Source organism: Cupriavidus sp. 291-E7, assembly GCF_057798835.1.
The window spans coordinates 55,870-79,737 of record NZ_JBYOJV010000001.1; the positions used below are offsets into that span (position 1 = coordinate 55,870).

20 protein-coding genes are annotated in these 23,868 nt (G+C 65.2%); 10 read left to right on the forward strand and 10 right to left on the reverse strand.

Going from position 1 to position 23,868, the window contains the following annotated elements; translation table 11 throughout:
* Positions 1-26: 26 nt before the first annotated feature.
* Complete coding sequence (locus tag AC3FLX_RS00260; RefSeq protein ID WP_488693000.1) at positions 27-1,724, forward strand: lactate permease LctP family transporter; 1,698 nt, start codon at positions 27-29, stop codon at positions 1,722-1,724.
* 76 nt (positions 1,725-1,800) lie between these two features.
* On the opposite strand, the gene AC3FLX_RS00265 is transcribed toward AC3FLX_RS00260, so the two are convergent.
* The 3 genes from AC3FLX_RS00265 to AC3FLX_RS00275 form a co-directional block, all read right to left on the reverse strand.
* Positions 1,801-2,949: a CaiB/BaiF CoA transferase family protein gene (locus AC3FLX_RS00265; protein WP_488693001.1), complete on the reverse strand. Its 1,149-nt coding sequence runs from the start codon at positions 2,947-2,949 to the stop codon at positions 1,801-1,803.
* A 32-nt stretch (positions 2,950-2,981) separates the two neighbouring features.
* Positions 2,982-3,974, reverse strand: coding sequence for a Bug family tripartite tricarboxylate transporter substrate binding protein (locus tag AC3FLX_RS00270; RefSeq protein WP_488693002.1), 993 nt, complete (start codon positions 3,972-3,974; stop codon positions 2,982-2,984).
* A 66-nt stretch (positions 3,975-4,040) separates the two neighbouring features.
* Positions 4,041-5,840 (reverse strand): acyl-CoA dehydrogenase family protein, encoded by a 1,800-nt coding sequence (locus AC3FLX_RS00275; RefSeq protein ID WP_488693003.1) that lies wholly within the window; start codon positions 5,838-5,840, stop codon positions 4,041-4,043.
* Between the two features lie 125 nt (positions 5,841-5,965).
* On the opposite strand from AC3FLX_RS00275, the gene AC3FLX_RS00280 reads away from it, so the two are divergent.
* The gene (locus AC3FLX_RS00280) at positions 5,966-6,859 is read left to right on the forward strand and encodes a LysR family transcriptional regulator (protein WP_488693004.1); all 894 of its coding nucleotides are present in this window, start codon (positions 5,966-5,968) and stop codon (positions 6,857-6,859) included.
* A gap of 228 nt (positions 6,860-7,087) precedes the next feature.
* Here the strand turns inward: AC3FLX_RS00280 and AC3FLX_RS00285 are convergent, their stop codons facing one another.
* The 3 genes from AC3FLX_RS00285 to AC3FLX_RS00295 form a co-directional block, all read right to left on the reverse strand.
* Positions 7,088-7,957: an alpha/beta hydrolase gene (locus AC3FLX_RS00285; RefSeq protein WP_488693664.1), complete on the reverse strand. Its 870-nt coding sequence runs from the start codon at positions 7,955-7,957 to the stop codon at positions 7,088-7,090.
* A 107-nt stretch (positions 7,958-8,064) separates the two neighbouring features.
* Positions 8,065-8,820: an anti-sigma factor family protein gene (locus tag AC3FLX_RS00290; RefSeq protein ID WP_488693005.1), complete on the reverse strand. Its 756-nt coding sequence runs from the start codon at positions 8,818-8,820 to the stop codon at positions 8,065-8,067.
* The gene (locus tag AC3FLX_RS00295; RefSeq protein ID WP_488693006.1) at positions 8,817-9,335 is read right to left on the reverse strand and encodes a sigma-70 family RNA polymerase sigma factor; all 519 of its coding nucleotides are present in this window, start codon (positions 9,333-9,335) and stop codon (positions 8,817-8,819) included. The genes AC3FLX_RS00290 and AC3FLX_RS00295 overlap by 4 nt, the downstream gene beginning before the upstream one ends.
* A gap of 215 nt (positions 9,336-9,550) precedes the next feature.
* Between AC3FLX_RS00295 and AC3FLX_RS00300 the strand changes: the two genes are divergently transcribed.
* The 3 genes from AC3FLX_RS00300 to AC3FLX_RS00310 are packed head-to-tail and all read left to right on the forward strand — an operon-like array spanning position 9,551 to position 12,135.
* On the forward strand, positions 9,551-9,865 hold the full coding sequence (locus AC3FLX_RS00300) for a FeoA family protein (RefSeq protein ID WP_488693007.1): 315 nt from the start codon (positions 9,551-9,553) through the stop codon (positions 9,863-9,865).
* 31 nt (positions 9,866-9,896) lie between these two features.
* Positions 9,897-11,756 (forward strand): ferrous iron transporter B, encoded by a 1,860-nt coding sequence (gene feoB / locus AC3FLX_RS00305; protein WP_488693008.1) that lies wholly within the window; start codon positions 9,897-9,899, stop codon positions 11,754-11,756.
* 40 nt (positions 11,757-11,796) lie between these two features.
* Positions 11,797-12,135 carry a DUF6587 family protein gene (locus AC3FLX_RS00310; RefSeq protein WP_488693009.1) on the forward strand — a complete coding sequence of 113 codons (339 nt, stop codon included), beginning with the start codon at positions 11,797-11,799 and terminating at the stop codon, positions 12,133-12,135.
* A 515-nt stretch (positions 12,136-12,650) separates the two neighbouring features.
* On the opposite strand, the gene AC3FLX_RS00315 is transcribed toward AC3FLX_RS00310, so the two are convergent.
* Positions 12,651-14,021: a hypothetical protein gene (locus AC3FLX_RS00315; protein ID WP_488693010.1), complete on the reverse strand. Its 1,371-nt coding sequence runs from the start codon at positions 14,019-14,021 to the stop codon at positions 12,651-12,653.
* 290 nt (positions 14,022-14,311) lie between these two features.
* Between AC3FLX_RS00315 and AC3FLX_RS00320 the strand changes: the two genes are divergently transcribed.
* The 3 genes from AC3FLX_RS00320 (at position 14,312) to AC3FLX_RS00330 (ending at position 17,291) form a co-directional block, all read left to right on the forward strand.
* The gene (locus tag AC3FLX_RS00320) at positions 14,312-14,461 is read left to right on the forward strand and encodes a hypothetical protein (protein ID WP_488693011.1); all 150 of its coding nucleotides are present in this window, start codon (positions 14,312-14,314) and stop codon (positions 14,459-14,461) included.
* A 121-nt stretch (positions 14,462-14,582) separates the two neighbouring features.
* Positions 14,583-16,280 carry a 2-isopropylmalate synthase gene (gene leuA, locus AC3FLX_RS00325; RefSeq protein ID WP_488693666.1) on the forward strand — a complete coding sequence of 566 codons (1,698 nt, stop codon included), beginning with the start codon at positions 14,583-14,585 and terminating at the stop codon, positions 16,278-16,280.
* Positions 16,281-16,634: 354 nt separating this feature from the next.
* Entirely contained in the window at positions 16,635-17,291 is a 657-nt protein-coding gene (locus AC3FLX_RS00330; protein ID WP_488693012.1) for an OmpW/AlkL family protein, read from the forward strand.
* A 157-nt stretch (positions 17,292-17,448) separates the two neighbouring features.
* Here the strand turns inward: AC3FLX_RS00330 and AC3FLX_RS00335 are convergent, their stop codons facing one another.
* Positions 17,449-18,936: an AMP nucleosidase gene (locus AC3FLX_RS00335; RefSeq protein WP_488693667.1), complete on the reverse strand. Its 1,488-nt coding sequence runs from the start codon at positions 18,934-18,936 to the stop codon at positions 17,449-17,451.
* 262 nt (positions 18,937-19,198) lie between these two features.
* Between AC3FLX_RS00335 and AC3FLX_RS00340 the strand changes: the two genes are divergently transcribed.
* Positions 19,199-19,588, forward strand: coding sequence for a GNAT family N-acetyltransferase (locus tag AC3FLX_RS00340; RefSeq protein WP_215530498.1), 390 nt, complete (start codon positions 19,199-19,201; stop codon positions 19,586-19,588).
* A gap of 10 nt (positions 19,589-19,598) precedes the next feature.
* Here AC3FLX_RS00340 and AC3FLX_RS00345 read toward each other — a convergent pair whose 3' ends face one another.
* Positions 19,599-20,318, reverse strand: coding sequence for an NADPH-dependent F420 reductase (locus AC3FLX_RS00345; protein ID WP_488693013.1), 720 nt, complete (start codon positions 20,316-20,318; stop codon positions 19,599-19,601).
* A gap of 193 nt (positions 20,319-20,511) precedes the next feature.
* On the opposite strand from AC3FLX_RS00345, the gene AC3FLX_RS00350 reads away from it, so the two are divergent.
* On the forward strand, positions 20,512-22,596 hold the full coding sequence (locus AC3FLX_RS00350) for a ParB/Srx family N-terminal domain-containing protein (RefSeq protein ID WP_488693014.1): 2,085 nt from the start codon (positions 20,512-20,514) through the stop codon (positions 22,594-22,596).
* A gap of 267 nt (positions 22,597-22,863) precedes the next feature.
* Here AC3FLX_RS00350 and AC3FLX_RS00355 read toward each other — a convergent pair whose 3' ends face one another.
* Positions 22,864-23,844: a Bug family tripartite tricarboxylate transporter substrate binding protein gene (locus tag AC3FLX_RS00355; protein WP_488693015.1), complete on the reverse strand. Its 981-nt coding sequence runs from the start codon at positions 23,842-23,844 to the stop codon at positions 22,864-22,866.
* Positions 23,845-23,868: the final 24 nt, after the last annotated feature.

Genomic DNA, 23,868 nt, shown 5'->3' on the forward strand with positions numbered 1-23,868 from the left:
CTTAAACACCATCAAGGAGACTTCCCGTGCAACCCTGGACTCAGCTATACACACCGCTGGGCAGCCTCTGGCTGTCCGCGCTCGCCGCGGCGGTACCCATCCTGTTCTTCTTCGTCGCGCTGGCGGTGCTGCGCATGAAGGGCCATGTGGCCGCTGCTATCACTCTGGCGCTGGCGCTGGCCGTGGCGATCTTCGCCTATGGCATGCCCGCGCAGCAGGCTTTCGCATCGGCGGGCTTCGGCTTTGCCTACGGTCTGTGGCCGATTGCGTGGATCATCGTCACGGCGGTGTTCCTGTACAAGATCGTCGTGAAGACGGGCCAGTTCGATGTCATCCGCGCGTCGGTGCTGTCGATCACCGACGACCAGCGCCTGCAGATGCTGCTGATCGGCTTTGCGTTCGGCGCCTTTCTGGAAGGCGCGGCCGGTTTTGGCGCGCCAGTGGCCATTACCGCCGCGCTGCTCGTGGGCCTGGGGTTCAATCCGCTGTATGCGGCGGGGCTCTGCCTGATCGCCAATACGGCGCCGGTGGCGTTCGGCGCGATGGGCATTCCGATCATCGTGGCCGGGCAGGTCACTGGCATCGACCCGATGCACATCGGCGCGATGGCCGGCCGGCAACTGCCGCTGCTGTCGATGGCCGTGCCGTTCTGGCTCGTGTTCATGATGGATGGCTGGAAAGGCGTGCGCGAAACGTGGCCGGCAGCCTTTGTCGTCGGCGGTAGCTTCGCGGTGACCCAGTACTTCACGTCGAACCATATCGGTCCCGAGCTGCCGGACATCACGTCGGCGCTGGTAAGCCTGATCTCGCTGGCCGCGTTCCTGCGGGTCTGGCAGCCGCGCACCGCATCGCAGTCGGCACGCGGCGCCGTTTCCGGCGGCACCGTGGCGATGGCCGGTTTCGGTGGCGGCATGGGTGCGCCGTCGAGCCGCAAGGCATCGCCCTATACCTTCGGCCAGACCGTTCGCGCATGGGCGCCGTTCGGCATCCTCACGGCCATCGTCACGGTCTGGAGCCTGCCGTCGTTCAAGGCGCTGTTCGGCGCCAACGGCCTGCTGGCCGGCACGGTGCTCAAGTTCAAGGTGCCGATGCTGGATCAGCTCGTGATCAAGGCAGCGCCGATCGTGGCATCGCCCAAGCCCTATGAAGCCGTACTGAAGCTGGACCTGCTGTCGGCCGTGGGTACCGCAATCCTGCTGACGGCGGTCATCTCGGTGGTGCTGCTGCGCATGAAGCCGCGCGATGCCGTCGCGACGTTCTTCGAGACGCTGATGGAACTGCGCCGCCCCGTGTTGTCGATCGGTCTGGTGCTGGCATTCGCGTTCGTGGCCAACTACTCGGGCATGTCGTCGACGCTAGCATTGCTGCTTGCCGGCACCGGCGCCGCGTTCCCGTTCTTCTCGCCGCTGCTGGGCTGGCTCGGCGTGTTCCTGACCGGTTCGGATACGTCGTCCAATGCGCTGTTCTGCTCGCTGCAGCACACCACCGCGCATCAGATTGGCGTGTCGGACACGCTGCTGGTGGCCGCCAACACCACGGGCGGTGTCACGGGCAAGATGATCTCGCCGCAATCGATCGCGGTGGCCTGCGCGGCCACGGGACTGGTTGGCAAGGAATCGGAGCTGTTCCGCTTTACGCTCAAGCACAGCCTGCTGTTCGCATTCATCGTGGGCGTGATCACGATGGTGCAGGCGTACTGGTTGACGGGGATGATTCCGGGGTAAGTGTTATCGCCCGATGTTTGCGCTCAGTATTTGCGCCGCTCTCCCGCACGGGAGAGCGGCGCAAACGCTCGCGGCCTCAGTCGTTCGCCGCGTCTCTCGGCAGGAACGCATTCCCTTCCGTCAGCGGTGCATACCGGTAAGTCGCCGGGGTCCGGCTCAGTTTGACCGGGGCGCCCAGTCCCTTGTAGCCGCCGGCCATCTCCACCACCATTTCCCTGTGCGCGGTATGCGGATGCGTCAGCGCGTCCGGCACCGACAGTACCGGTGCGCACGGCACACCGGCGGCCGAAAGCTGATCGGCCAGCACCTTGCCGTCCCACGTTGCCAGCTTCGACTCCAGCGTGCCCTTGAGCTGCGCGCGGTTGACCGATCGCGCGCCGGCCGTGGCAAAGCGCTCGTCGTCAGCCAGCTCCGCCACGCCGATGTGTTCGCAGAAGATGCGGAACTGCCGGTCGTTGCCCACGGCCAGAAAGATCGGATCGGTGGCCGTGGCCACGGTGTCGTACGGATAGATGTTCGGATGCGCATTGCCGGTGCGGCCCGGCGTCTTGCCGCTCATGAACCAGTTGGCCGCATGCGGATGCAGCAGCGACAACCCGGAGTCGTACAGCGCCGCTTCGACGAACTGGCCGCGCCCGCTGCGTTCGCGCTCCTGCAGCGCCAGCAGCACGCCCAGCGCAGCGTTGAGTCCGGTGACCATGTCGACCACGGGCAGACCCACGCGCAACGGATCGCGGTCGGGCTCGCCGTTGATGCTCATGATGCCCGCCATCGCCTGGATTGCCGCGTCGTACCCCGGCAGGCCGCCCAGCGGGCCATCGGCACCGAAGCCCGAGACACGACAATGAACCAGACGCGGAAACTGCTGCGACAGGGCGTCGAAGCCCAGGCCCCATTTCTCCATCGTGCCCGTCTTGAAGTTCTCGACCAGCACATCGGCATCGGCCAGCAGGGCCAACAGCACGGCGCGGTCGGCGTCGGCGGTCAGGTCCAGCTTCATCACGCGCTTGTTGCGGTTCAGGCCGAAGTAGTACGACGCCACGCCATCGCGGAACGGCGGACCCCAGGTTCGCGTGTCATCGCCCTGCGGCGGTTCGATCTTGAGCACGTCGGCGCCGTGGTCGCCCAGAATCTGGCCGCAGAACGGGCCGCCGAGAATACGCGAGAGATCCACTACGCGAATCCCGGCAAGTGCACCGGTCACGCCGGCTTTGGTTGGCGTCATTGTCTCTTCCTATGTCTTGTTCTAAGTGGTCGTCAGTCCAGCTGTGCGCCAGACTTCTGCACGACGGCACGCCACTTGCCGACCTCCGCCTTGACGAAGTTGCCCAACTGCTCGGGCGATGTCGACGGCGCCAGCTCCAGCCCCTGCGCGAGCAGCGTCTTGCGGACTTCGGGCTGCTGCAGCGCGTCGGCGAATGCATGGTTCAGCTTGCCGATGACAGCGGGCGGCGTGCCTGCCGGTGCTACCACGCCAAAGAATACCGAAACATCGAAGCCGGCGACACCCTGCTCGGCAACGGTAGGCACATCGGGCAAGGCTTGCGACCGGCCCTTGGTGGTCACACCCAGGGCACGCACCTTGCCACTCTTGATGAAAGGCAGCGCGGTCAGCACATCGGTGAACGTCATGCTGACCTGCCCGCCCAGCAGATCGTTGAGCGCGGGGCCGGTGCCCTTGTAAGGCACGTGCTGGAAGTCTGTGCCGGCCAGGTTGTTGAACAGCACGCCGGCCAGGTGCGACGACGCGCCGTTGCCCGACGACGCATAGGTCAGCTTGCCCGGATGCGCCTTGCCATAGGCGATCAGCTCCTGCACGTTCTTGGCGGGCACGTTCGGGTTGACCACCAGTACGTTCGGCAGATGGCCGATCTGGATCACGGGCGCGAAGCTCTTGATCGGGTCATAGTTGATCTTGCGATACAGGCTCACGTTGATCGCCAGCGGCGCCGACGTGCCGAACATCAGCGTGTAGCCATCGGGTTCGGCGCGCGCCACGACTTCCGCGCCGATATTGCCGCCGGCGCCCGCGCGGTTTTCCACCACCACGGGCTGGCCCAGGCTGTTCTTCAGCGCGGCGGCCAGTGTGCGGGCCATCGCATCGGTCGGGCCGCCCGGCGGGTATGTCACCACGAGCATGATGGGCTTGCTGGGAAAATCCTTCTGCGCAAGCGCGGGGGTGGCAAGCAGCGTGCAGGCTGCGAACGAGGCGATGGCGGCCAGGGCCGCGCGGCGGTGCCATTGGGGCATGATGCGTTGTCTCCGGTAATGCTTTTTATAGGTTGGCGCGATTCGGGCCGCGCCTGTCCCTGAACTTCAGAACACGTTGATCCGGTCGACCGGACCTGCCGCTCGTACGGCGCCATCCGCGGGCTGTGCCACCGTCTCGCCGAGCCAGTCCGGCTCGGCGGCGCCACGCAGCGGGTCTTGCGGCAGCACGCGGTGCACCAGCACCAGTTGCGCCAGACGCATGCGGCGCGCCGATCCGATGCGGCCGGCTTCCCATGCCATCGCCACGGCGCTGGTCACGTGATAGAGCGCGGAGGCAGCCTGGCGGGCCAGCACATCGCCGTCGGCTCCCGCATCCGCCGCGCGCGCGGCCAGCGCCGTCGCGTTGGCGATAGCCGACGCGAACACTTCGCGCGCTTGCGCATGCAGCGGCGTGTCGCCGAGCAAGCCTTCCAGATAGGCGCGCAGCACCGGCAACGACCCTTCGCGGCGGATCGCACGCAGCACGTCGAGCGCAACGATATTGCTCGTGCCTTCCCAGATCGAGCCGAGGTGGGCATCGCGCACCAGGCGCGGGTCGCTCCATTCCTCGATGTAGCCGCAGCCGCCCCGGATTTCCATCGCATCGCCGGTCACCTTGCGGGCATCACGGCAGGCGCGGAACTTGATCAGCGGCGTCAGAATCCGCATCAGCGGATAGGCGTCGGCCTCGCCGGTATCCGCCCGGCGCAGCGCTTCCGCGGTCTGGAAAACCATCGTGCGCGCCTGCTCGGTGGGCAGCGTCAGCTTGAGAAGCTGGCGGCGCATCAGCGGCATGTCGGCAAGGCGCTTGCCAAACGCACGCCGCTCGCTTGCGATGAACTGGCCCTCGGTCAGCGCGCGGCGCATCAGCCCGGCGGCGCGCACGCCATTGGAAAGCCGCGAGTTGTTGATCATGTCGGCCATCTGCACGAAACCGCGCCCCAGCTCGCCCACCAGGTGAGCGTGTGCGCCTTCCAGGCGGATCTCGCCGCTGGCCATCGAGCGTGTGCCGAGCTTGTCCTTGAGACGGATGATTCGATAGTGGTTGGCACTGCCATCGGCCAGCGTGCGCGGCAGCAGGAACAACGACACGCCCTTGATGCCATCGACAGCCGTGCCGTCGGCCTCTTCCACGCGGGCCAGCACCATCGCCAGCGCGGCGTCGGGGTTCGAGCAGAACCACTTGTCACCCACCAGGCGCCAGCCGCCTTCGGCGCTGTCGTCACGGATGGCGCGCGTGGCGGTGGCGGCCACGTCCGACCCGGCGCCCTGCTCGGTCATGAACATCGCGCCCTGGTAAAGGTCGTCGAAGACCTGCGTGGTCAGATTGGGCAGAAAGCGTTCCACCAGCGACGGATCGCCGAACTTGCGCAGCGTGCGCGTCAGCGAATCGGTCATCGACAGCGGGCAGCAGAGGCCGAACTCGGCCTGCACGAACAGATAGGTCAGCGCGTATTTGGCCGCCGGGGGCATCGGCTTGTCCCAGCCGAGCACGCCACCGCGATGCGATGCCGCGGCGAGGCCGAACTCCGAAAACGCCACGCGCTCCAGTTCCACATAGGCCGGGTGCTTGTGAATGCGCTGGGCATCCAGCCCGGTGCGGGTGCGGTGTGACAGCGTCGGCGGCTCGTGGTCCGCCACGTTGGCCAGCTCATCGAGCACACCGCCCGCCAGCGCGCCCATGCGCTCCAGATGCGGCAGCAGGTGATTGAACAGGTCGGCCGGCAGGTAGAGCGGCAACAGCGCCCGCAAGTCCGGGTCTGCCGCGAACAGGCTGGAGCCGTGGCGATCGGGAACCGGATGGGCTTCCGCCTGGGCAATAGGCGCGGATTGGGATGCGGCGGGGCGTGCGGCGCTGGTTGGCATGCAATGTCTCCAGAATCTCCCTGCCCTGCAGAACGGGGCGGGATGGTTTGGGATCCATTATTTGATCGCCAACGATTCGCGTCCAATTCTAAAATTGGCTCGATCAATACAAATTCTGTATCGCTATGGAATTCCGTCATCTGCGTTACTTCCTCGTGCTGGCCGAGGAACTGCATTTCGGGCGCGCCGCGAAGCGGCTGTCGATTTCCCAGCCGCCGCTGTCGCTCAACATCCAGCAGTTGGAGGCATCGGTCGGGGCGCGCCTGTTCGAACGCGACAGCCGGGGCGTACGCCTGACCGCGGCTGGCCGCGCGTTCCGCGAGTCGGCCACCGCGCTGCTGGCGCAGGCCGAATCGGCGCGGCTGCTGGCGCGCGAGATCGAGGCCGGCGCGGTCGGCAGGCTGCGCGTGGGTTTTGTCGGTTCGATGCTTTATCGCGGTCTGCCGCAGCGGCTGCAGGAATTCCAGGCCCGCTACCCAGGCATCCACGTGGCGCTGACCGAACTCAATTCGCAGGAGCAGATCGATGCACTGCTGCATGGCGAACTGGACGCCGGCTTTGTCCACACGAGCCGGGTGCCCGACGAGCTGGCGGCAACGCTCGCGCATTCGGAGCCGTTCGTTTGCTGCATGCCGGCCGACCACCCACTGACGGCGCGCGATGCGGTGGCACTGGCCGACCTGCGCGGCGAGCCGTTCGTGCTGTTCTCGCGCAAGGCGTCGCCCGACTACTACAGCCGTATCTTCGACATGTGCGCGGCACAAGGCTTCTACCCCCGAATCCGCCACGAGGTGCGCCACTGGCTGTCAGTCGTGTCGCTGGTATCGCAGGGCATGGGCGTGGCGGTGGTGCCGGCGGCGATGGCTCGCTCGGGCATGGCCGGTGCGGCGTTCCGTCCGCTTGCCGATGCCACGGTACCGTCCGAGGTCTATTGCGTCTGGAAGCAGGCACCCGATCACCCGGCTCGCGATCACTTTGTCGAGACGGTCAAGACGGCGGCGGCACACGCGGGCATATGAACCGGCATCGGGGCAGCCATCCGGCCACGCGCATGCCGGGCGCAAAAAGAAAAAGCCACCGGTCCAGGGGACCGGTGGCTATGAAGTACGCGTGGAACGGGGTGTTCAGCGTGCTTGCAGCTTATGCCTGGGGTTGCGGCGCACCAATACCGCAAATGTGTTATTCGCCGATAAAAGTCTGCCAAGCAACCTGATTAATGCGCCAAACAGGGGTAATCCCTAAGTCAGTCAGGCGCCATCGGTGAAAGGATCGCGCGGTGCCGTGACGGCGGCGTAGTACGGCGTACCTGTCTGTGCGACGCGCGCACTCCCCTGTCCGCCGGCTGCCTGCAGAATCAGGTTCGCAACTTCCTTCGGATGCGAGATCAGCGATACGTGACTCGACGGAATCTCGATCGTATGGGCGCCCATGCGCTTGGCCATGAAGCGTTCGAGATCGGAATTGATGGTCCGGTCTTCGGTCGACACGGCGTACCACGTGGGCTTGTCGCGCCAGGCCGCCACCGTGGTCTTGGCCATCGTGATGGCCTTGCCCATCGGCTGTTGCACCGCATAGTAGGCTTCGGCCTCCTTCTTCGGCAGGTCGCCGGCGAAGTCGTTCACGAACGCCTGCTCGGACAGCTTGCCGTAGCCATCGGCCGACCATTGCAGGCCAGCCGATGCCGGGGCGGCCGGAAACTTGCGCGTGAGCGCCGGATAATCTTCGCCTGCATCGGGCGCGCGCGCGGCGATATATACCAGGCCGGACACCTTCGGATCGTCACCGGCCTGCGTGATCACCATGCCGCCATACGAATGCGCGACCAGCAGCGTCGGGCCATCCTGCTGGGCCAGTGCGCGCTTCACTGCATCGACGTCGGCATCGAACGATGTGGTCGGGTTCTGCACCGACGTCACGTGATAGCCCTTGGCCTGCAGGAGCGGAATCACCTTTTCCCAGCTCGATCCATCTGCGTAGAGGCCGTGCACGAGCACGATGTTCCTGACCGCGCCGGGGGCGGTGGTCTTCGGGGTGTTGTCCTGGGCCATCGCGCCTTGGGCGAATGCGAGGGCGGCGACGGTGGTGGCCAGGGCGGCCAGCGGGCGGTTCAGTTTCATCATCAGTCCTTTCATCTGGAACACGAGACACGCGCATGAAGCGGTCATGCTCTGTGTTTCAGTATGACGAGCGACACCGCATCGCTATTTCCACCGTCGTTCATTTTTTAGATATTGCCCGGATCGACTGCACGCTGGATGGGCAGCGCCGCCGGATTGTCGGTTGGCGTGACCACGGCATACAGATAGCGGCCGTTGCGCCAGTACTGCGCCATCAGGTTGCCTTCCGTGCGTGCGCCGTTGTGAAAACGCAGATCGCCGGGCGGCCGCACGTAATAGACGATCGTCTGCATCTGCGGGTTCTGGTACAGAATCATCGCGGCCGGGCCCTGTTCGGTCGACATCAGCCGGCCTCCCACTGGACGGAATCCGTGCGCCGAAAAATCGGGCAATGGCGCCGGCTGCACGAAATGACGATTCAGCCAGGACTGCAGGTCGCGCGCGTCGCTGGCCTTCACGTCGACCATCTGCGGCGCATCGCTGACGGCGAACAGGCGATAAGCCGACATGGCATCCGCCATCGGCAGATTGCTCTGACGCAACGCGATTTCGCGCGTCTGCCAGCCGCCCATGCCACCGACGGCCAGCGCCATCACCAGCGATGCGGCGATTGCCACACGATGCCGCGCACGATCGCGCAGGTTGCGGCGGATGCGGAACGGATCGAGCCGTGCCGGCGTATCGGCGGGAGGCGGCTCCAGGTTGGCACGCAGATGCTGCATGTCCTGCCGGATCTGCTCCACTTGCCGCGCCAGGTCGGGATGGTTGGCGATCAGCGCATCGATCTGCAGACGCCGCGTGTCATCCAGTTCGCCATCGACGTAGGCGTGGAGTTCCGGTTCGGTGGGCATCAAGGTATTCATTTGAGAACCTGCAGGGGAGGATGAACGACTTTGCCGTCGGTGAGTTCGCGGAGTGCCTTGCGGGCACGCGAGATACGCGACATGACCGTGCCGATCGGCACATCGAGGGCGTCGGCGGCTTCCTGGTAGCTGAGTCCTTCCACCGTCACCAGTATCAGCAGCGCGCGCTGTTCCGCGGACAAGCGGTTGAAGCCATCGAGCGCGGACCGTGCCATGACCACGTCCTCGGTGGACGGGGCGCTGTCTTCGTCACTGCCAATCCCGAACAACGTCAGCAGGCCTGCATAGCGCTTGGCCCGGCGCTGGCCGTCGACGAACAGGCGATAAAGGATCGAGAAAAGCCACGCGCGCAAGTCACTGCCGTCGTGGCGTGTGGCGCGGCGCGACAACGCACGCTCCAGGCACGCCTGAACCAGATCGTCGGCGCTTGCTTCATTCCGGGTCAGCGACACGGCAAAGCGGCGCAGCCTCGGAATCACTTCGCGCAGCGCGTCATCTGAGAAGTCGTTGTCCATTGGTTGGGGTGCGGCGAGGGCGGGGTTGTCGTTACATCGTTAACGTCTGGCGGACACAGCTTATTCCCCGCCAACATTACAAACAGCTAACAACATCACCCCTACAGCGCGCATATGGCGCGAATGCTATACAATCGAGAACGATTTTTATTTACGTACCCGACAGGATTTTCCCTGTTGCGCGGCGGCGATCCCGCCCCTGGACTGGAAGCATAATGCGGTTGCCTGAACTGCCCCGGCGCACGGTCGCCATCGTCAAATCGGTGGACGACGTCATTCCCAACGACCCTGTAGCGCGACGCCTGCGCGATCTCGGCTTCGTGCCGGGTGAATCCGTGCAGATCATCACGTTCGGTCTGTTCGGCAAGGACCCGCTGGTCGCCCAGGTTGGCTATACGCGCTTTGCGCTGCGTCGTTCGGAAGCCGAGCGTATCGCGGTGGAAGTGGCCACCGCTTCCGTTTCCAGCATTGCACCGGCAAGCCAGGCCAATGTGGCCGACGCTTCCGACGCCGCCCAGCGTATTGCCTGAGGGCCCGCCCGCCTTCCGACCCTATCCCATCATGTCAGTTGCCCAGAATTCCTCCGCCTTGCGCATTGCGCTGGTAGGCAACCCCAATTGCGGCAAGACCGCGCTGTTCAATCGCCTGACCGGCAGCCGGCAGAAAGTGGCCAACTACGCCGGCGTGACCGTCGAGCGCAAGGAAGGCCAGTTCGTGTCGCCGGCCGGCCGCACGGTTCGCATCCTCGATCTGCCGGGCGCGTACAGCCTGCATTCGGCCAGTCTGGACGAAGCCATCACGCGCGAAGTCTGTATGGGCCAGCGTGCCGGCGAAACCCGGCCCGACCTGCTTGTCTCGGTGGTCGATGCCACCAACCTGCGCCTGCACCTGCGTTTTGTGCTCGAACTGCGTCGCCTGGGCCTGCCGATGGTGGTGGTGCTCAATATGAGCGATGCCGCCGCGCGACGCGGTATCGTGATCGATCGTGACGCGCTGTCGCGCGCGCTGGGCGTGCCCGTGGTGCAGACCGTGGCCGTCAAGCGCGACGGTGCCGCCGCGCTGATCAAGCTGTTCGACGAGACGTTGCCGCCGGCACCGCCCGCGCAGGCACTGGACAGCGTGTCGGAACTCGACACGCACGCCGAGGTGAAGCGTCTGCTGGACGCAGCCGTGACGATGCCCACGCGCACCGCGCGCTTCGACGACGCGGTGGACCGCGTGGTGCTGCATCCGGTATTCGGCCTCGCAATCCTGGCCGTACTGCTGTTCTTCATGTTCCAGGCCGTGTTCTCGTGGGCCGAGCCCATGATGGACGGCATCGAAGGCGGCGTGCATTTCTTTGGCGAATGGCTGGGCGCAATGATGCCCGACGGCATGCTCAAGAGCCTGCTGGTCGACGGCCTGATCGCCGGCCTGGGCAGCGTGATCGTCTTCCTGCCGCAGATCCTGATTCTGTTCCTGTTCATCCTGACGCTGGAGGAATCGGGCTACCTGCCACGCGCCGCGTTCCTGCTGGACCGGTTGATGATGAGTGCGGGCCTCTCCGGCCGGTCGTTCATCCCGTTGCTGTCGAGCTTTGCCTGCGCGATCCCGGGCATCATGGCTACGCGCACGATCCAGGACCCGCGTGACCGGCTGACCACGATCCTGGTGGCGCCGCTGATGACGTGCTCGGCGCGGCTACCCGTGTATGCGCTGCTGATTGGCGCGTTCATCCCGGAGCGCACCGTGGCCGGGCTGTTCAACCTGCAGGGGCTGGTACTGTTCGCGCTTTACGTGGCCGGCATCGTCAGCGCGCTGCTGGTGGCCTACGTGCTGAAGTGGTTCCGGCGCGACCATACCGACCATCCGCTGTTGATGGAGCTGCCGTCGTACCGGATACCGAATCCGCGCGACATCGCCATCGGCCTGTGGGAGCGCGCGCGTATCTTCCTGTCGCGCGTGGGCAAGGTGATCCTGACGCTGACCGTGCTGCTGTGGTTCCTGGCCACGTTCCCGTCGCCGCCCGAGGGCGCAACGCTGCCGCCGATCGACTACAGCTTCGCCGGCATGATCGGCCGCGGGCTCGAGCATGTGTTCGCGCCGATCGGCTTCAACTGGCAGATCTGCATCGCACTGGTGCCGGGCCTGGCCGCGCGTGAAGTGGCGGTGGGTGCGTTGGCCACGGTGTATGCGCTGTCGGGTAGCGACGATGTCGTGGCCGTGCAGCTGGCGCCGATGATTGCGGCACAGTGGTCGCTGGCCACCGCGCTGTCGCTGCTGGCCTGGTACGTGTTCGCGCCGCAGTGCATTTCCACGCTGGCGGTGATCCGTCGCGAGACCAACTCCTGGAAGGTGATGGCGGCCTCGGCCGGCTACCTGGCTGGGCTGGCCTACCTCGCCTCGTTCATCACCTATCGCGTGGCGTTGATGTTCAGCTGATCTGGAGGAAACGGATGCCGCGGCATCCAGTCAAACTGCCATGACGCTTTATCACGTCTTCGAAACCCTGATCGTCCCGCTGATCGTGCTGGCCTGCGCCGTGCATGTGGCGGGGCGCTACATGCCTCGCACCCGCGAGCGCGTGAAGGCCAGCCTGGCGGCGATGCTGGGCGGCACATCGGCCAACGGTCTGCGCGGATGGCTGGCACGGCGCCTGGCGCCAACCCAGGCTGCGGGATGTGCCAGCGGGTGCGACACGAACAGCGGCTGCGGCACTTGCGATTCGAATACGTCGAATACGTCGGGGACATCGGGCGCCGGCAGTACCGGCTCCGGCGGCAGCAACGAGCAGGTCATCCACTTCGTGCGCAAATCCTGATTCTGGCGCCTCCGAGCGCAGGCAGACATGGCAACGGCGATCCCCTGGGATCGCCGTTTTGCATTGTGCGGCCTGACTTTCGGGCACGCAGAAATGGGTACGCTTTTCGTTGTGCGCTGCCGTTTCGTGGGATAGGGCGCGGTGGTTCCATTGCCGACTTACCGCAAGTTGAACTGCTTGCCCTCTCCCCCACCCCTCTCCCATTTCATGGGAGAGGGGAGCGCATAGCGAGTGCACGTGGTGGAGAGCCAAGGACGACTGACGTTCGATGCGCCAACGGTTTGCTCCCCTCTCCCGCAAGCGGGAGAGGGGCCGGGGGAGAGGGCGCGGTGGTCCCATTGCCGACTTACCGCAAGTTGAACTGCTTGCCCTCTCCCCCCACCCATCCCACGATTTATCGGAGAAGGATGCGCATCATCCGCCGCTCGGGACGGCACGCAGAAACGGGTACGCTTCGCCCAATAAAAAGCCCGCCGCATCACCAGGCGGCGGGCTTTGGTCCAGGCTGGGCAGTGCTACTGCGCCGTCCCCGGAATCGTCAGCGATACCGGCATGGCCTCGGTGCCGGCGGTGCAAGACACGGTCACTGTGAACGGACCCGAACCGGTTGGCAGCAGCGACGCCAGATTGTCCGTGAACGACACGACAGAGATCGGACCGCTGGTCGCCACCCAGTTCCAGGTGCCGTTGCAACCCATGATGCCCTCGTCCACACCGCGGTGCAGGATGTGGGCCGAAACCGGCGCCCCACCATTCGGCACGACGAACGGGCTCGGGCCGCTGTAGATCAGGCCCCATGTCGGCTGTTCGGTCACCAGCAACTGCGCGCGCGGCTTGGCGCTCAGCGTCAGGCTGCCGGCCATTTCATCGAGCACGCTTTGCAGCGGCGCGACGCCGGGCGGCCGGCTGGTGCTGACCGTGGTCACGCGAGTCGCGGCATTGGGAATCACCGCCAGTGACGGCGACGTTGTCATATACGTCCACAGGCCAGTGAAATCCGCCGTGGCATCGCCGCCATCGTTGCGCACCACTTGGGAGTCGTACGTCTGCGGCGAACCATTGAGCACGTTCAGCGCATTGATCTGCTTGCCGAACTGGGACAGCACCAGGCGATACGTCGACACGCTGGTCTTGAACACCGAAACCAGGAACGCACCGGTCAGCGTGTTGCCGTCAGGCGCGGTGACCTGCACCGTCACCACGGATTGCGCGGCGGTATCGCTCGCATTCACGCCTAGCAGCGTGCCCACGTTGGCCGCGCCGGTGACCTGCACAGCCGAGGTGCTGCTGCGCCACGTCCAGCCGGAGCCCGCGGTGGACCGATCCGCGCCGTCGCTATCGATCAGCGAGGCCGTCACCGGCAGCACCTGGCCATTGGTCATCGAAAGCACCGGATAGGGCAGCGCCAGGCTGTAGGTGCGCACGCCGGGTGCCACCACGGTGATGGTCGCGGCCACTTGCGGCAACACCGTGGTAACGCCGGATGCGCCGGTCACCGTCGCCACTACGCCGATCGTCGCCGTGCCGACGCCCACGCCGGTTACCACGGCACTGCCAGGAATCGTGCTGCCCGCCACGGCCGCTATGGAATTGTTCGTGGTCGACCAGACGAAAGCCGTGGAACCGGTCACATCGTTGCCCAGATCGTCAACGACCGATGCGGTCAGCGAGATCGTGCCACCGACGCTGACCTGTCCCGATGTACGGTTCATCACCAGCGTGTACGACTTGGCAACTGGCGTGGTGGTGCTCCCGCCCGCGTTGCCGCCCGAGTCCGCTGGCGTCGTCGAGCCCCCGCCGGAGCCGCCTCCCCCGCCGCCGCACGCCGCCATCAGCACAGCCGTCGCCATGCACGCGACCCAGCCACTCCACGTACGTGTGCCCATGATGCCCCCTCTTGTTATCGGTCCCGTTCCGAGTCCTATCAGCCTAGGCTTGATGTGCGGTGCGATGTACTGGCCAGACGACTGAGCGCCAGGCCACATATCGGGTGGAAGCCATCCATTCGGGGTAAGACATCAACGTGCGTTCGCGCACATGCGGGGCCGATATGCAGGCAGCCGGTGGATCTGCGCGAACAACGCTGGAGTTGGCAAAGGTTGACGCTGCCGCGCCTTTTGCACTACGCTCCGAGTTCGCCCCAACCCGATGGGCGAGTGACATTTCTTCCGGTTCGATGCCAGCAAACACCCTCAACCTCCGCCACGCCGCCGATGCCTCGCGCATCGATGCCGCCGTGCGCGCGCGCGTTGATGGCCTGCTGTCGGGCCGCGCCCTGCGCGCTTTCTCGCTACTGCTAAGCCTACCGACCGGTTGCCGGGCCTAGTGCCTAGTGGCAGTTCGGCAGCCTTTCGCCACCCTTTTTCCGTTTTTCTTTCGACACGAAGCGCTCGTATCACGTGCCGCTTCCTGATGCTTCCTTAGCGAGGAAGGAGATTCCCATGCCCATGTTGCGCACCCCGTCCGTCAAGTACCGTCCCGCCACCATCGTCGACATTCCCGATCGCACCTGGCCCTCGCGCCAGATCACGCGCGCGCCGCGCTGGATGAGCACCGATCTGCGCGATGGCAACCAGGCGCTGATCGAGCCAATGAACAGCGATCGCAAGCTGCGCTTCTTCGAACAGCTGGTGAAGGTTGGACTCAAGGAGATCGAGGTCGCATTTCCATCGGCATCGCAGACCGATTTCGATTTCGTGCGTATGCTGATCGAGGAAGACCGCATTCCCGACGACGTCACGATCGTCGTGCTGACCCAGGCCCGCGAAGACCTGATTCGCCGCACGGTGGAATCCGTACGCGGCGCCAAACGCGCCACCGTGCATCTGTACAACCCCATCGCACCGGCCTGGCGCCGCATCGTGTTCAATGCCTCGCGTGAAGAGATCCAGGAAGTGGCCGTCGCCGGCACGCGCCTGATCCGCGAGCTAACCGATGCCATGCCGGACACTGCCTGGTCCTACGAATACTCGCCCGAGACCTTCAGCCTGGCCGAGCTGGATTTTTCGCTGGAGGTTTCCAATGCCGTGTCCGCCGTCTGGCAGCCCGATGCCAATCGGCCAATGATCCTGAATCTGCCGACAACGGTGGAATGCAGCACGCCGAATATCTTTGCCGATCAGGTCGAATGGATGCACCGGAATCTGGCCCGCCGCGAACACATCGTGCTGTCGGTGCATCCCCATAACGACCGTGGCACGGCAGTGGCCGCCGCGGAACTGGCTGTCATGGCGGGCGCGGATCGTGTGGAAGGCTGCCTGTTCGGCAACGGCGAGCGCACCGGCAACGTCGACCTCGTGACGCTGGCCTTGAATCTGTACACGCAAGGCGTGGACCCCGAACTCGATTTTTCCGATATCGACGAAGTGCGCCAGTGCGTGGAGCACTGCAACCAGCTGCCCGTGCATCCGCGCCATCCGTACGTGGGCGATCTCGTGTTCACGGCTTTCTCGGGGTCGCATCAGGACGCGATCCGCAAGGGCTTTGCTCAGCAGAAGCCGGACGCCATCTGGGAAGTGCCCTACCTTCCGATCGATCCGGCGGACCTTGGCCGCAGCTACGACGCGGTGATCCGCGTGAACAGTCAGTCCGGCAAGGGCGGCATGGCATACCTGCTGGAGCAGGTGCATGGCATCTACATGCCGCGCCGTCTGCAGATCGAATTCAGTCGCGCGGTGCAGGTGATGACCGATGAAACCGGACTCGAAGCCAGCGCCGAAGACCTCTACGCGCTGTTCCGCCGCGAATACCTCGATGGCGACGCGCCGCTGCGCTATGTCTCGCATCGCATGGTGTCGACCACCGACAACGCCGTGGAGATCGAAATGGAAGTCATGCGCGACGGCCATCCGGTACGGGTGCGCGGCGCGGGCAATGGTCCGATCGACGCCACGGTCGATGCGTTTTCACGCGGGCTGGGTATTGCCGTGCGCGTGATGGACTACCACGAGCACGCCATGACCACCGGCGCGGATGCCAACGCAGCCTGCTATGTGGAAGTACGTGTCGGTGACTCGCCCACGGGTTTTGGCGCGGGCGTGGATGCCAGCATCGTCACGGCGTCTCTGAAGGCCATGATCTCCGGCGTCAACCGCCATCTGCAGGCGCGTGGCGGCGATGAAGCCGAGGTGGCCAGGGCCGCCTGAGAAGGCCAAGGCCCGGCGGCATCCGCTGTCTGAAAAACCGGTGTGCCCTGCCCCCACAGGGCACACCTGAAAAGACGTCCTGGCGGACGCCCACGACATGTGCGGTGCACAACCACGTGCGCACAGCGTACGGGCGCCGCCACGGTCGCGCCACGAATAAATCCGCATGTCCATAGAAGCATCACCCATGCGCGACAGGTTTATGCGGTGGCTCGGCAAACCATCTGTCGCGCATTGGCGACGGCGTCGCACGCAAATTGTGTCGGCTGCGCTTCACTTGTCTTGCATCAAGGTTTGAGGGTCAGGCTCGGGACACACTGGTCGCACTTTTTCGATGTTTTGTGCATGACCAACATGACCACTTCAACCACTCCCCGCCTTAAATCCCTCACTTCCTCGATCTGCATGGCGCTCGCCGCCGCCACGATTGGCACGCTTTCCGCCCCGGCAATGGCTGCCGACGAGGCCCAGAGCAACTGGATGATCCGCCTGCGTGGCACGTATCTCGATATGTCCAACAAGTCCGACCCGATTGGCGGCGTTGGCGCATCGGATCGCATCCATGTCAACAACAAATGGATTCCGGAAATCGATATCACGTACTTCATCGTGCCGCATATCGCGGCCGAGCTGGTACTGACCTATCCGCAGAAGCAGGACGTCAGCCTTGACGGCAACAAGATCGGCACGTTCAAGCACCTGCCCCCGAGCCTGCTGCTGCAATACCACTTCCTGCCGAATGGCACGTTCCGTCCGTACGTGGGTGCTGGTATCAATGCGACGCGCGTCTATGGTGTGAACCTGGCCGGCGGCACGCTGGGCCTGGACAACTGGAGCGTCGGTCCTGCCCTGCAGATCGGCATGGACTACAAGCTCAACAAGAACTGGTTCCTGAACATCGACGCCAAGAAGGTCTGGATCTCGAGCAACGTGTATGCGAACGGCGTCAAGGTATCCACGGTCAACCTCGACCCTTGGCTGTTCAGCGCCGGCGTCGGCTATCGCTTCTAATTTACCGGAACTCCGACACTTTCTACTTTGTCTCCTCGACGGAAGGTCGCCTGATCCGGACGCCCTTCCCGCCTCACTGCGCGCGGCAATCCCGCGCGCTTTTTTATTTCTGTGTCGTAGCCAGTGAGGCGTGCGGTGGGCCCCCGCAACGGGGACTTCAGCGGAATGCCGGTTCGTCGAAGCTACGCAGCTTGCGCGAGTGCAGTTGCTCGACGCCGTTTTCGCGCAGGATACGGATCGCTTCGAGGCCGATCGTCATATGCTGGCTCACGCGCTGGCGGTAGAACGCATTGGCCATCCCGCGCAACTTCAGCTCGCCGTGCAGCGGCTTGTCGGATACGCAGAGCAGCGTGCCATAGGGCACGCGCAAGCGGAATCCGTTGGCCGCCACGGCGGCGCTTTCCATATCGATCGCAATCGCGCGCGACTGGTTGAAGCGCGCATACAACGACTTGGACTTCAGTTCCCAGTTGCGGTCGTCGGTCGACACCACCGTGCCGGTACGCATGCGGGTCTTCATCTCGGTGCCGGACAAACCCGTCACGCGCGCCACGGCTTCCTGCAGCGCCACCTGAATCTCCGCGATCGGCGGCACGGGCACCCACGGCGGCAAATCGTGGTCGAGCACGTGGTCGTCACGCACATAGGCGTGCGCCAGCACGTAGTCGCCAAGCTGTTGCGAACGCCGCAAGCCGCCGCAATGGCCCACCATCAGCCAGCAGTGCGGCCGCAGCACGGCAAGATGGTCGGTCATCGTCTTGGCGTTGGACGGGCCTACGCCAATATTCACCAGCGTCACGCCAAGGCCGTCTTCGCGCACCAGGTGATAGGCGGGCATCTGCGGCAGCGCCCTGGGACGCGCCGCGTCGTCCGGCTCCACGCCGCCAAGCTCCTGCACGATGTCTCCGGGTTCGACAAACCGCACGTACCCGTCGCCACCATCGCCCGACATGAGGTTGCGCCCCAACGTCACGAACTCGTCGACGTATCGCTGATAGTTCGTGAACAAGACAAAGCGCTGGAAATACTGGGGTGCCGTGCCCGTGTAGTGGTAAAGCCGCTGCAGCGCCAGGTCCACCCGTTCGGCGGAGAACAGCGACAGCGGCCATGCTTCGCCGGGCGTTGGCTCGTAGGTGCCATTGGCGATGGAATCATCGATGCGGCTCAGCTCCGGCAGCACGAACGATGCTTCGAGTTCGCGGGCCTGCGTATAGCTGATGTCTGTGGTCGATGCCTCGATCACGAACGGCAGCGGAATCGGCCGCCGCGACAGACCCACCACCACCGGCACGCGGTGGTAGCGCATCAGGCGTTCGATCTGGTCACGGTAGTAGTCGCACAGCAGGTCCGGCCGCGTCACCGTGGTGCCGTACACACCAGGGTACGCAACCGTGCCCCATGACGGGCGGCTGTCGGTGACCATCGTTTCGAGATTGACTGAAATGCCGAGATACGGATAGCACGCGTGCGCGGCCGATGGCAGGGGCTTGCCCTTGGCAAACGCGTCGAAGCGCGCGCGCACCGCTGCCACGGAGCTGTCGTAGATCTCACGAATGCGCGCCAGCGCGCTATCGGCATCGCTGAACTCGGCTAGCTGATCGGCCGGGTGTGCGGAAGAGAAGATCGGGGCGTTCATGACAGGCATCATACCGCCAGCTTCAGCGCTGTGACAGGCCATTGCACGTCCGATGCATGACCGTGACGCGCCCGCCCGCTGCGTGCGGGCGCTCGCACTTTCCGGACAAAGTCGTTTGACGCCGCGGCATCGGCTTCGCTACACTCTGCGCCGAAATGCGCGACAAATCAGCGCGACACATCGCGCGACTCGCGGCGCAACCGCAGTGCGCCCCCCACTTCTGGAGGGGGCAGCATGCACGCGCCCCGGGATCACGCAGGAGGAATTGTCGATGGAAATCCGTAATCCGTTGCCCGCGGAAATCGAGGCCGCCAGGCTACTACTGGCTGCCAACGGCTGGGAACAACGGGTCGGCAATCCAGAGCGCTTTGCGCAGCTGATCGCCAACTCGCAACGCGTTGCCGTGGCGGTTGAGAACGGTGAAGTCATCGGCTTTGCGCGCGCCCTCTGCGACGATATCTCCAACGGCTACATCTCGATGGTGGCCGTCGCGCCCCAGCATCGGCGCCGTGGCATTGGCCGCGCACTGCTTCGCCACGTCATGGGCAACGATCCGGACATCACCTGGGTTCTGCGCGCGGCGCGCTCTTCCGAAGCCGCCTTTTTCGGCCAGTTGGGTTTCACGCCATCGATGGTGGCGATGGAGTGGCGCCGGCGCTAGGCCGGGCCGGTCACTGCGCCATCGCGCGCCTGAATTCCTCGGCAGTCCCCATCTGGCGGAACAGCTTGCCACCGGGCGCGAACCGGTCGGCCGTGGATAACCCACCCACCACCACCGGATCGAACCCCGCATCGCGCACCAGCCCGGCTGCCACGGACAATGCCTCGGCATCGTTGCCAGCCAGCGGCACCGCCATCAACGGTCCCTTGCGGTGACTCTCGCGCGTGAACTCGCCCGCCCCCGTGAAATTGAACACCCGGACGACGCGCGCACCCTTCAGGTACTTTTCCGTCGTCGCGCCAATGCCATTGGCCTTGACCTCGTCGACGATTGCGCCGTCGCGCGGTGCGATTGCATTGGTCGCATCGAGCACGATCTTGCCCTGCCAGCGGTTCTGCTCGCCCACTTCGGGCACCGCGCCATAGGGCACGGCAAGCAATATCACATCGGCAAACACCAGTGCCTGCGCGACCGTGCCCGCCTGCGCCAGTGAGCCGAGCGATTCGACCATCGACTTCAGTTCTCCGGGATGGCGCGAAGCGAACATCACCGGATGCCCGGCCTTGACCAGAAGGCTGCCAACCGCGCCGCCAAGCCTGCCCGAGCCGACCACGCCAATCTTCGACTTGGGCTTGTCGTGCGTTGGCTGGGCCACGACGTGACCGGCCGGCACGGCCAACAGCACGCTCCAGCCTCCGGCAATCAGGACCCTCCGCCGCCCGTGCGACATCCCTCGATATCCGTGCGCCATCTCCTGTCTCCGCTTAGTCCCGCTCCGATCACTCTAGATGAAAAATCCCGCGATGCCGAAACGCCAGGCTGTCACAGGAACGTCACGCCCCATCCCTAGACTGGCGCGCGGCCACGTGCCGCAGACGGCGCATGCCGGCCACAACAACGAACAACGATAACGGGGAAGAAACATGGAAAGCAGGTTGAGCAAGCCTGGGCAATGGATGCAGCGCGGCGCCGGCAAGGCAGCCATGCTGCTGGCCACCGCGGCGCTGGCCGCATGCGGCGGCGGCGATGACGGCACCACCGCAAACACCGGCAACAATGCCGGCGCCACACCGGCCGAGGTCAAGCCGCTGGCCGGCGGATCGCTCTACGTGGGCGCCGTGAGCTTTGGCGATACGGTTTCGGTCCAGCTCGACCAGCCTGCCGCAGGCCAGCTCACGCTGCGCTTTCTCGATTCCCGCTTCGGCCTGGCCGGCGCGCTGGTCGGCCAGTACACGGTCGATGGCGGTACCTATCGCGTATCGAATCTGACCGCCTCCGGCACCGACGTGCCAACCGCTCTGGCCAATGCCGCCGCCTCGATCACGTTCAGCTTCACGCTGGACGATGGCCTGCTGTCCGGCGCGCTGGGCCAGGTGCCCAACGTCAAGGCCGGCAATGGCAGCCTGCTGCAAGGCTATATTTCGGCCGCCAACAAGGGCGCCCAACTGAAGGACGTCGCCGGCACCTACAGCTATCTGCGCCAGGTAGGCGACACCGCCACCGCTGGCCAGCTTGCCATCCAGGCCGACGGCTCGGTGCGTGTGTGCGCCGGCCAGGGCTACAGCGCCAACTGCGCGGGCGGACAGACCGGCCAGCTCAGCGCCGATGCCGACCAGTCGCGCTATCCGGGCGCGTTCGCACTGACGATCGCCGGAAGCAAGGTCGGCCGCGTGTTCGTCGGCAAGCAACAGGGCGGCACCGCACTGTTCGTCGACGAAACGGGCGCCAGCGCCACCGCCGCTACCGGCAACTGGGTGGTGCGCGCCGCCACGTCGCTGGCCACCAACGCCATCGACGGAGACTGGGTCTGCGCCGAGCCGGAACTCGACGCTGCCAACGCCGTGACCGGCCGCACCCGTCGCAACATCATTTCGGTGACCGGCAACGTGCTGACCGCCGACAACATCCCGATGGACGTGGCCCTGGTCTACAACGGCTTTACCGCCGGCGCCGCCTTCGGCCTGATCTCGGGTACGTGGCAGGAACCGATCGCCAACCAGATGCAGAACGCCTCGCTGGCCTGGCTGCCGGTCAGCGCCAAGCTGGCCTATCAGCTGCGGCAGGTGCCGGGCACACAGCGCGTCCTGCCGGCCGTCTGCACGCCGCTACCGGCCCCAACGCCGATCAGCACGTACCTACAGGCCGCCGCCCAGCAGAACATCCTGGTCACGATGGCCGACCTGCGTCCGACGCAGCCCGCCATCGGCCGCGACCAGATCTACTACAAGCTGGGCCGCTACGCGGCGGAGCCGGCCAAGAACTTCGACGACGCCTGCGAGAACAACGGTCAGAACAAGACCGCCAAGGACGGCATCAAGACCGATTCGCGCATCGATAACCTGGCCTCGTTCACCTGCACAAAGCTGGTCGGCGAAAAGCCCGAGGACATGAAGACGCTGGTGGTCGGCCCGTACGGCGAGCCGTACCTGACCGACGGCCATCACGCCTTCAGCACGGTCTGGGAAGCACCGACCGGTGGCCCGCAAGCCAAAATGTGGGTCCGCGTGCAGGACAACCTGTCGAACCTGAACCGCGCCCAGTTCTTCCGCACGATGCGCGCGCGCAAGCTGGTCTGGCTCAAGGACGGTGACAACCGACCGGTCTACCCGGCCGACCTGCCGCGCAAGCTGGGCCTGTCGAACGGTCTCGGCAACGATCCGTATCGCTCGCTGGTCTATTTCACGCGCGACATCGGCTACAGCCAGCCCACCGGCGCTACCGAGTTCACCGAGTTCTACTGGGGCGAATGGCTGCGCAAGATCGTGGACCTGAAGCAGGTGAACCTGAACGACAACGCGAGCTATCTGGCCGCCGTGCGCAAGGCTGCCGAAGCGATGGTGGCGCTGTCGCCGGATGCCATCGTCAGTGGCGACAAGACCGCCGCCACGCTGGGCCGTCTGGGTACCTTCAATGAAACGGAATTCACGGCGCTGTCGCAACCGGTCGGCTCGGCCAAGCCGGGCAAGCTGCCGTATGCGGTGGATTATCGGCTGAAGCTGAAGCCGTAAAGACGGGCGGGCCGGAAGGCTCGCCACGTCCTGGACTGGCCTCCGGTAGGCCGAAGGCAAACACCCCGGTCCCTGGAAACAGGGCCGGGGTGTTCTTGTTTGAGGGGCAGGTCAGCATCGACGCTGGCCTGCCCGACCACCCTTGAAGGGCGCCGAGCGTACCCGTTTCTGCGGGCGTGGCAGTGTGGATGTCCGCATGGAAAAACCCACACCGCTTGCCTTTTTCACACCCTCCCGCACACGGCCGGGAGGGGAAAGCGGCAACGCTTATTCAGGCTGGATGTTCGCTGCCTTGATGATGCGGCCCCACTTGTCCGACTCCTGCGTCTGGAACTTGGCCAGTTCCGCCGGCGTGCTCGTAAACACGTCGGTACCGGTGGACTTGTAGAAGGTAGAAGCCGTGTCGCTCTTGGCGGCCTTGACCAGCATCTGGTTCAGCTTCGTCACCACGGCCGGCGGCGTGCCGGCCGGCGCGTAGGCCGCGAACCAGTAGCTCATCTCGTAGCCCTTCACGCCCGCTTCGTCGATGGTCGGCACGTCTGGCGCCAGCGGCGAGCGCGCCTTGCCCGACACGCCCAGCGCACGCAGCTTGCCCGACTTCACCTGCGGCAGGCCGGTCGCCGTGTCGGTGATCATCATCTGGATCTGGTTGCCGAGCAGGTCGGTGATCGCCAGCGGATTGCTCTTGTACGGCACATGCAGCAGCTGGACGTGCGCCATCTGCTGGAACAGCTCCCCGGCGATGCGCGACGACGAACTGCCGCTGCCGAAGCTGAGCTTGCCGGGTTCCTTCTTGGCCAGAGCGATGAACTCGCCCACGGTCTTGGCCGGCAGCTGCGGATTGACCACCATGATCTGGCCGCCACGGCCCAGCGCGGACAGCGGCGCGTAGTCCTTCACCGGGTCATACGGCAGCTTCTTGAACAGGTGCTCGTTGGCCGCATGCGTGGTGTTGGTGGTGATCAGCACCGTGTAGCCGTCCGGAGCGGCCTTGGCCACGTCGGAAGCGGCGATGAAGCCGTTGGCACCTGGCTTGTTGTCGACCACCACGGTGGCCTTGCTGTCCACCGTCATGGCCTGTCCGATGGCCCGGGCAAGCTGGTCCGTGGCGCTGCCGGCCGCGAACGGCACGACAAAGCGGATCGGCTTGTCGGGGAACTCCGCCCATGCGCTGCCTGCGGGCAAGGCCAGGCACGCGAACGTGGCAAGAGCGGCAGCAACGGCCAACGGCCTGCGAATTCCGTACATCTGTGTCTCCTCGAATCGTTTTGA

What these genes read in the sequence shown, in the direction of transcription:
- AC3FLX_RS00265 (WP_488693001.1), bottom strand. Translation starts at nt 2,949, where the DNA reads ATGACGCCAACCAAAGCCGGCGTGACCGGTGCACTTGCCGGGATTCGC.
- AC3FLX_RS00270 (WP_488693002.1), bottom strand. Translation starts at nt 3,974, where the DNA reads ATGCCCCAATGGCACCGCCGCGCGGCCCTGGCCGCCATCGCCTCGTTC.
- AC3FLX_RS00275 (WP_488693003.1), bottom strand. Translation starts at nt 5,840, where the DNA reads ATGCCAACCAGCGCCGCACGCCCCGCCGCATCCCAATCCGCGCCTATT.
- AC3FLX_RS00280 (WP_488693004.1), top strand. Translation starts at nt 5,966, where the DNA reads ATGGAATTCCGTCATCTGCGTTACTTCCTCGTGCTGGCCGAGGAACTG.
- AC3FLX_RS00285 (WP_488693664.1), bottom strand. Translation starts at nt 7,957, where the DNA reads ATGAAACTGAACCGCCCGCTGGCCGCCCTGGCCACCACCGTCGCCGCC.
- AC3FLX_RS00290 (WP_488693005.1), bottom strand. Translation starts at nt 8,820, where the DNA reads ATGAATACCTTGATGCCCACCGAACCGGAACTCCACGCCTACGTCGAT.
- AC3FLX_RS00295 (WP_488693006.1), bottom strand. Translation starts at nt 9,335, where the DNA reads ATGGACAACGACTTCTCAGATGACGCGCTGCGCGAAGTGATTCCGAGG.
- AC3FLX_RS00300 (WP_488693007.1), top strand. Translation starts at nt 9,551, where the DNA reads ATGCGGTTGCCTGAACTGCCCCGGCGCACGGTCGCCATCGTCAAATCG.
- feoB (WP_488693008.1), top strand. Translation starts at nt 9,897, where the DNA reads ATGTCAGTTGCCCAGAATTCCTCCGCCTTGCGCATTGCGCTGGTAGGC.
- AC3FLX_RS00310 (WP_488693009.1), top strand. Translation starts at nt 11,797, where the DNA reads ATGACGCTTTATCACGTCTTCGAAACCCTGATCGTCCCGCTGATCGTG.
- AC3FLX_RS00315 (WP_488693010.1), bottom strand. Translation starts at nt 14,021, where the DNA reads ATGGGCACACGTACGTGGAGTGGCTGGGTCGCGTGCATGGCGACGGCT.
- AC3FLX_RS00320 (WP_488693011.1), top strand. Translation starts at nt 14,312, where the DNA reads ATGCCAGCAAACACCCTCAACCTCCGCCACGCCGCCGATGCCTCGCGC.
- leuA (WP_488693666.1), top strand. Translation starts at nt 14,583, where the DNA reads ATGTTGCGCACCCCGTCCGTCAAGTACCGTCCCGCCACCATCGTCGAC.
- AC3FLX_RS00330 (WP_488693012.1), top strand. Translation starts at nt 16,635, where the DNA reads ATGACCACTTCAACCACTCCCCGCCTTAAATCCCTCACTTCCTCGATC.
- AC3FLX_RS00335 (WP_488693667.1), bottom strand. Translation starts at nt 18,936, where the DNA reads ATGCCTGTCATGAACGCCCCGATCTTCTCTTCCGCACACCCGGCCGAT.
- AC3FLX_RS00340 (WP_215530498.1), top strand. Translation starts at nt 19,199, where the DNA reads ATGGAAATCCGTAATCCGTTGCCCGCGGAAATCGAGGCCGCCAGGCTA.
- AC3FLX_RS00345 (WP_488693013.1), bottom strand. Translation starts at nt 20,318, where the DNA reads ATGTCGCACGGGCGGCGGAGGGTCCTGATTGCCGGAGGCTGGAGCGTG.
- AC3FLX_RS00350 (WP_488693014.1), top strand. Translation starts at nt 20,512, where the DNA reads ATGGAAAGCAGGTTGAGCAAGCCTGGGCAATGGATGCAGCGCGGCGCC.
- AC3FLX_RS00355 (WP_488693015.1), bottom strand. Translation starts at nt 23,844, where the DNA reads ATGTACGGAATTCGCAGGCCGTTGGCCGTTGCTGCCGCTCTTGCCACG.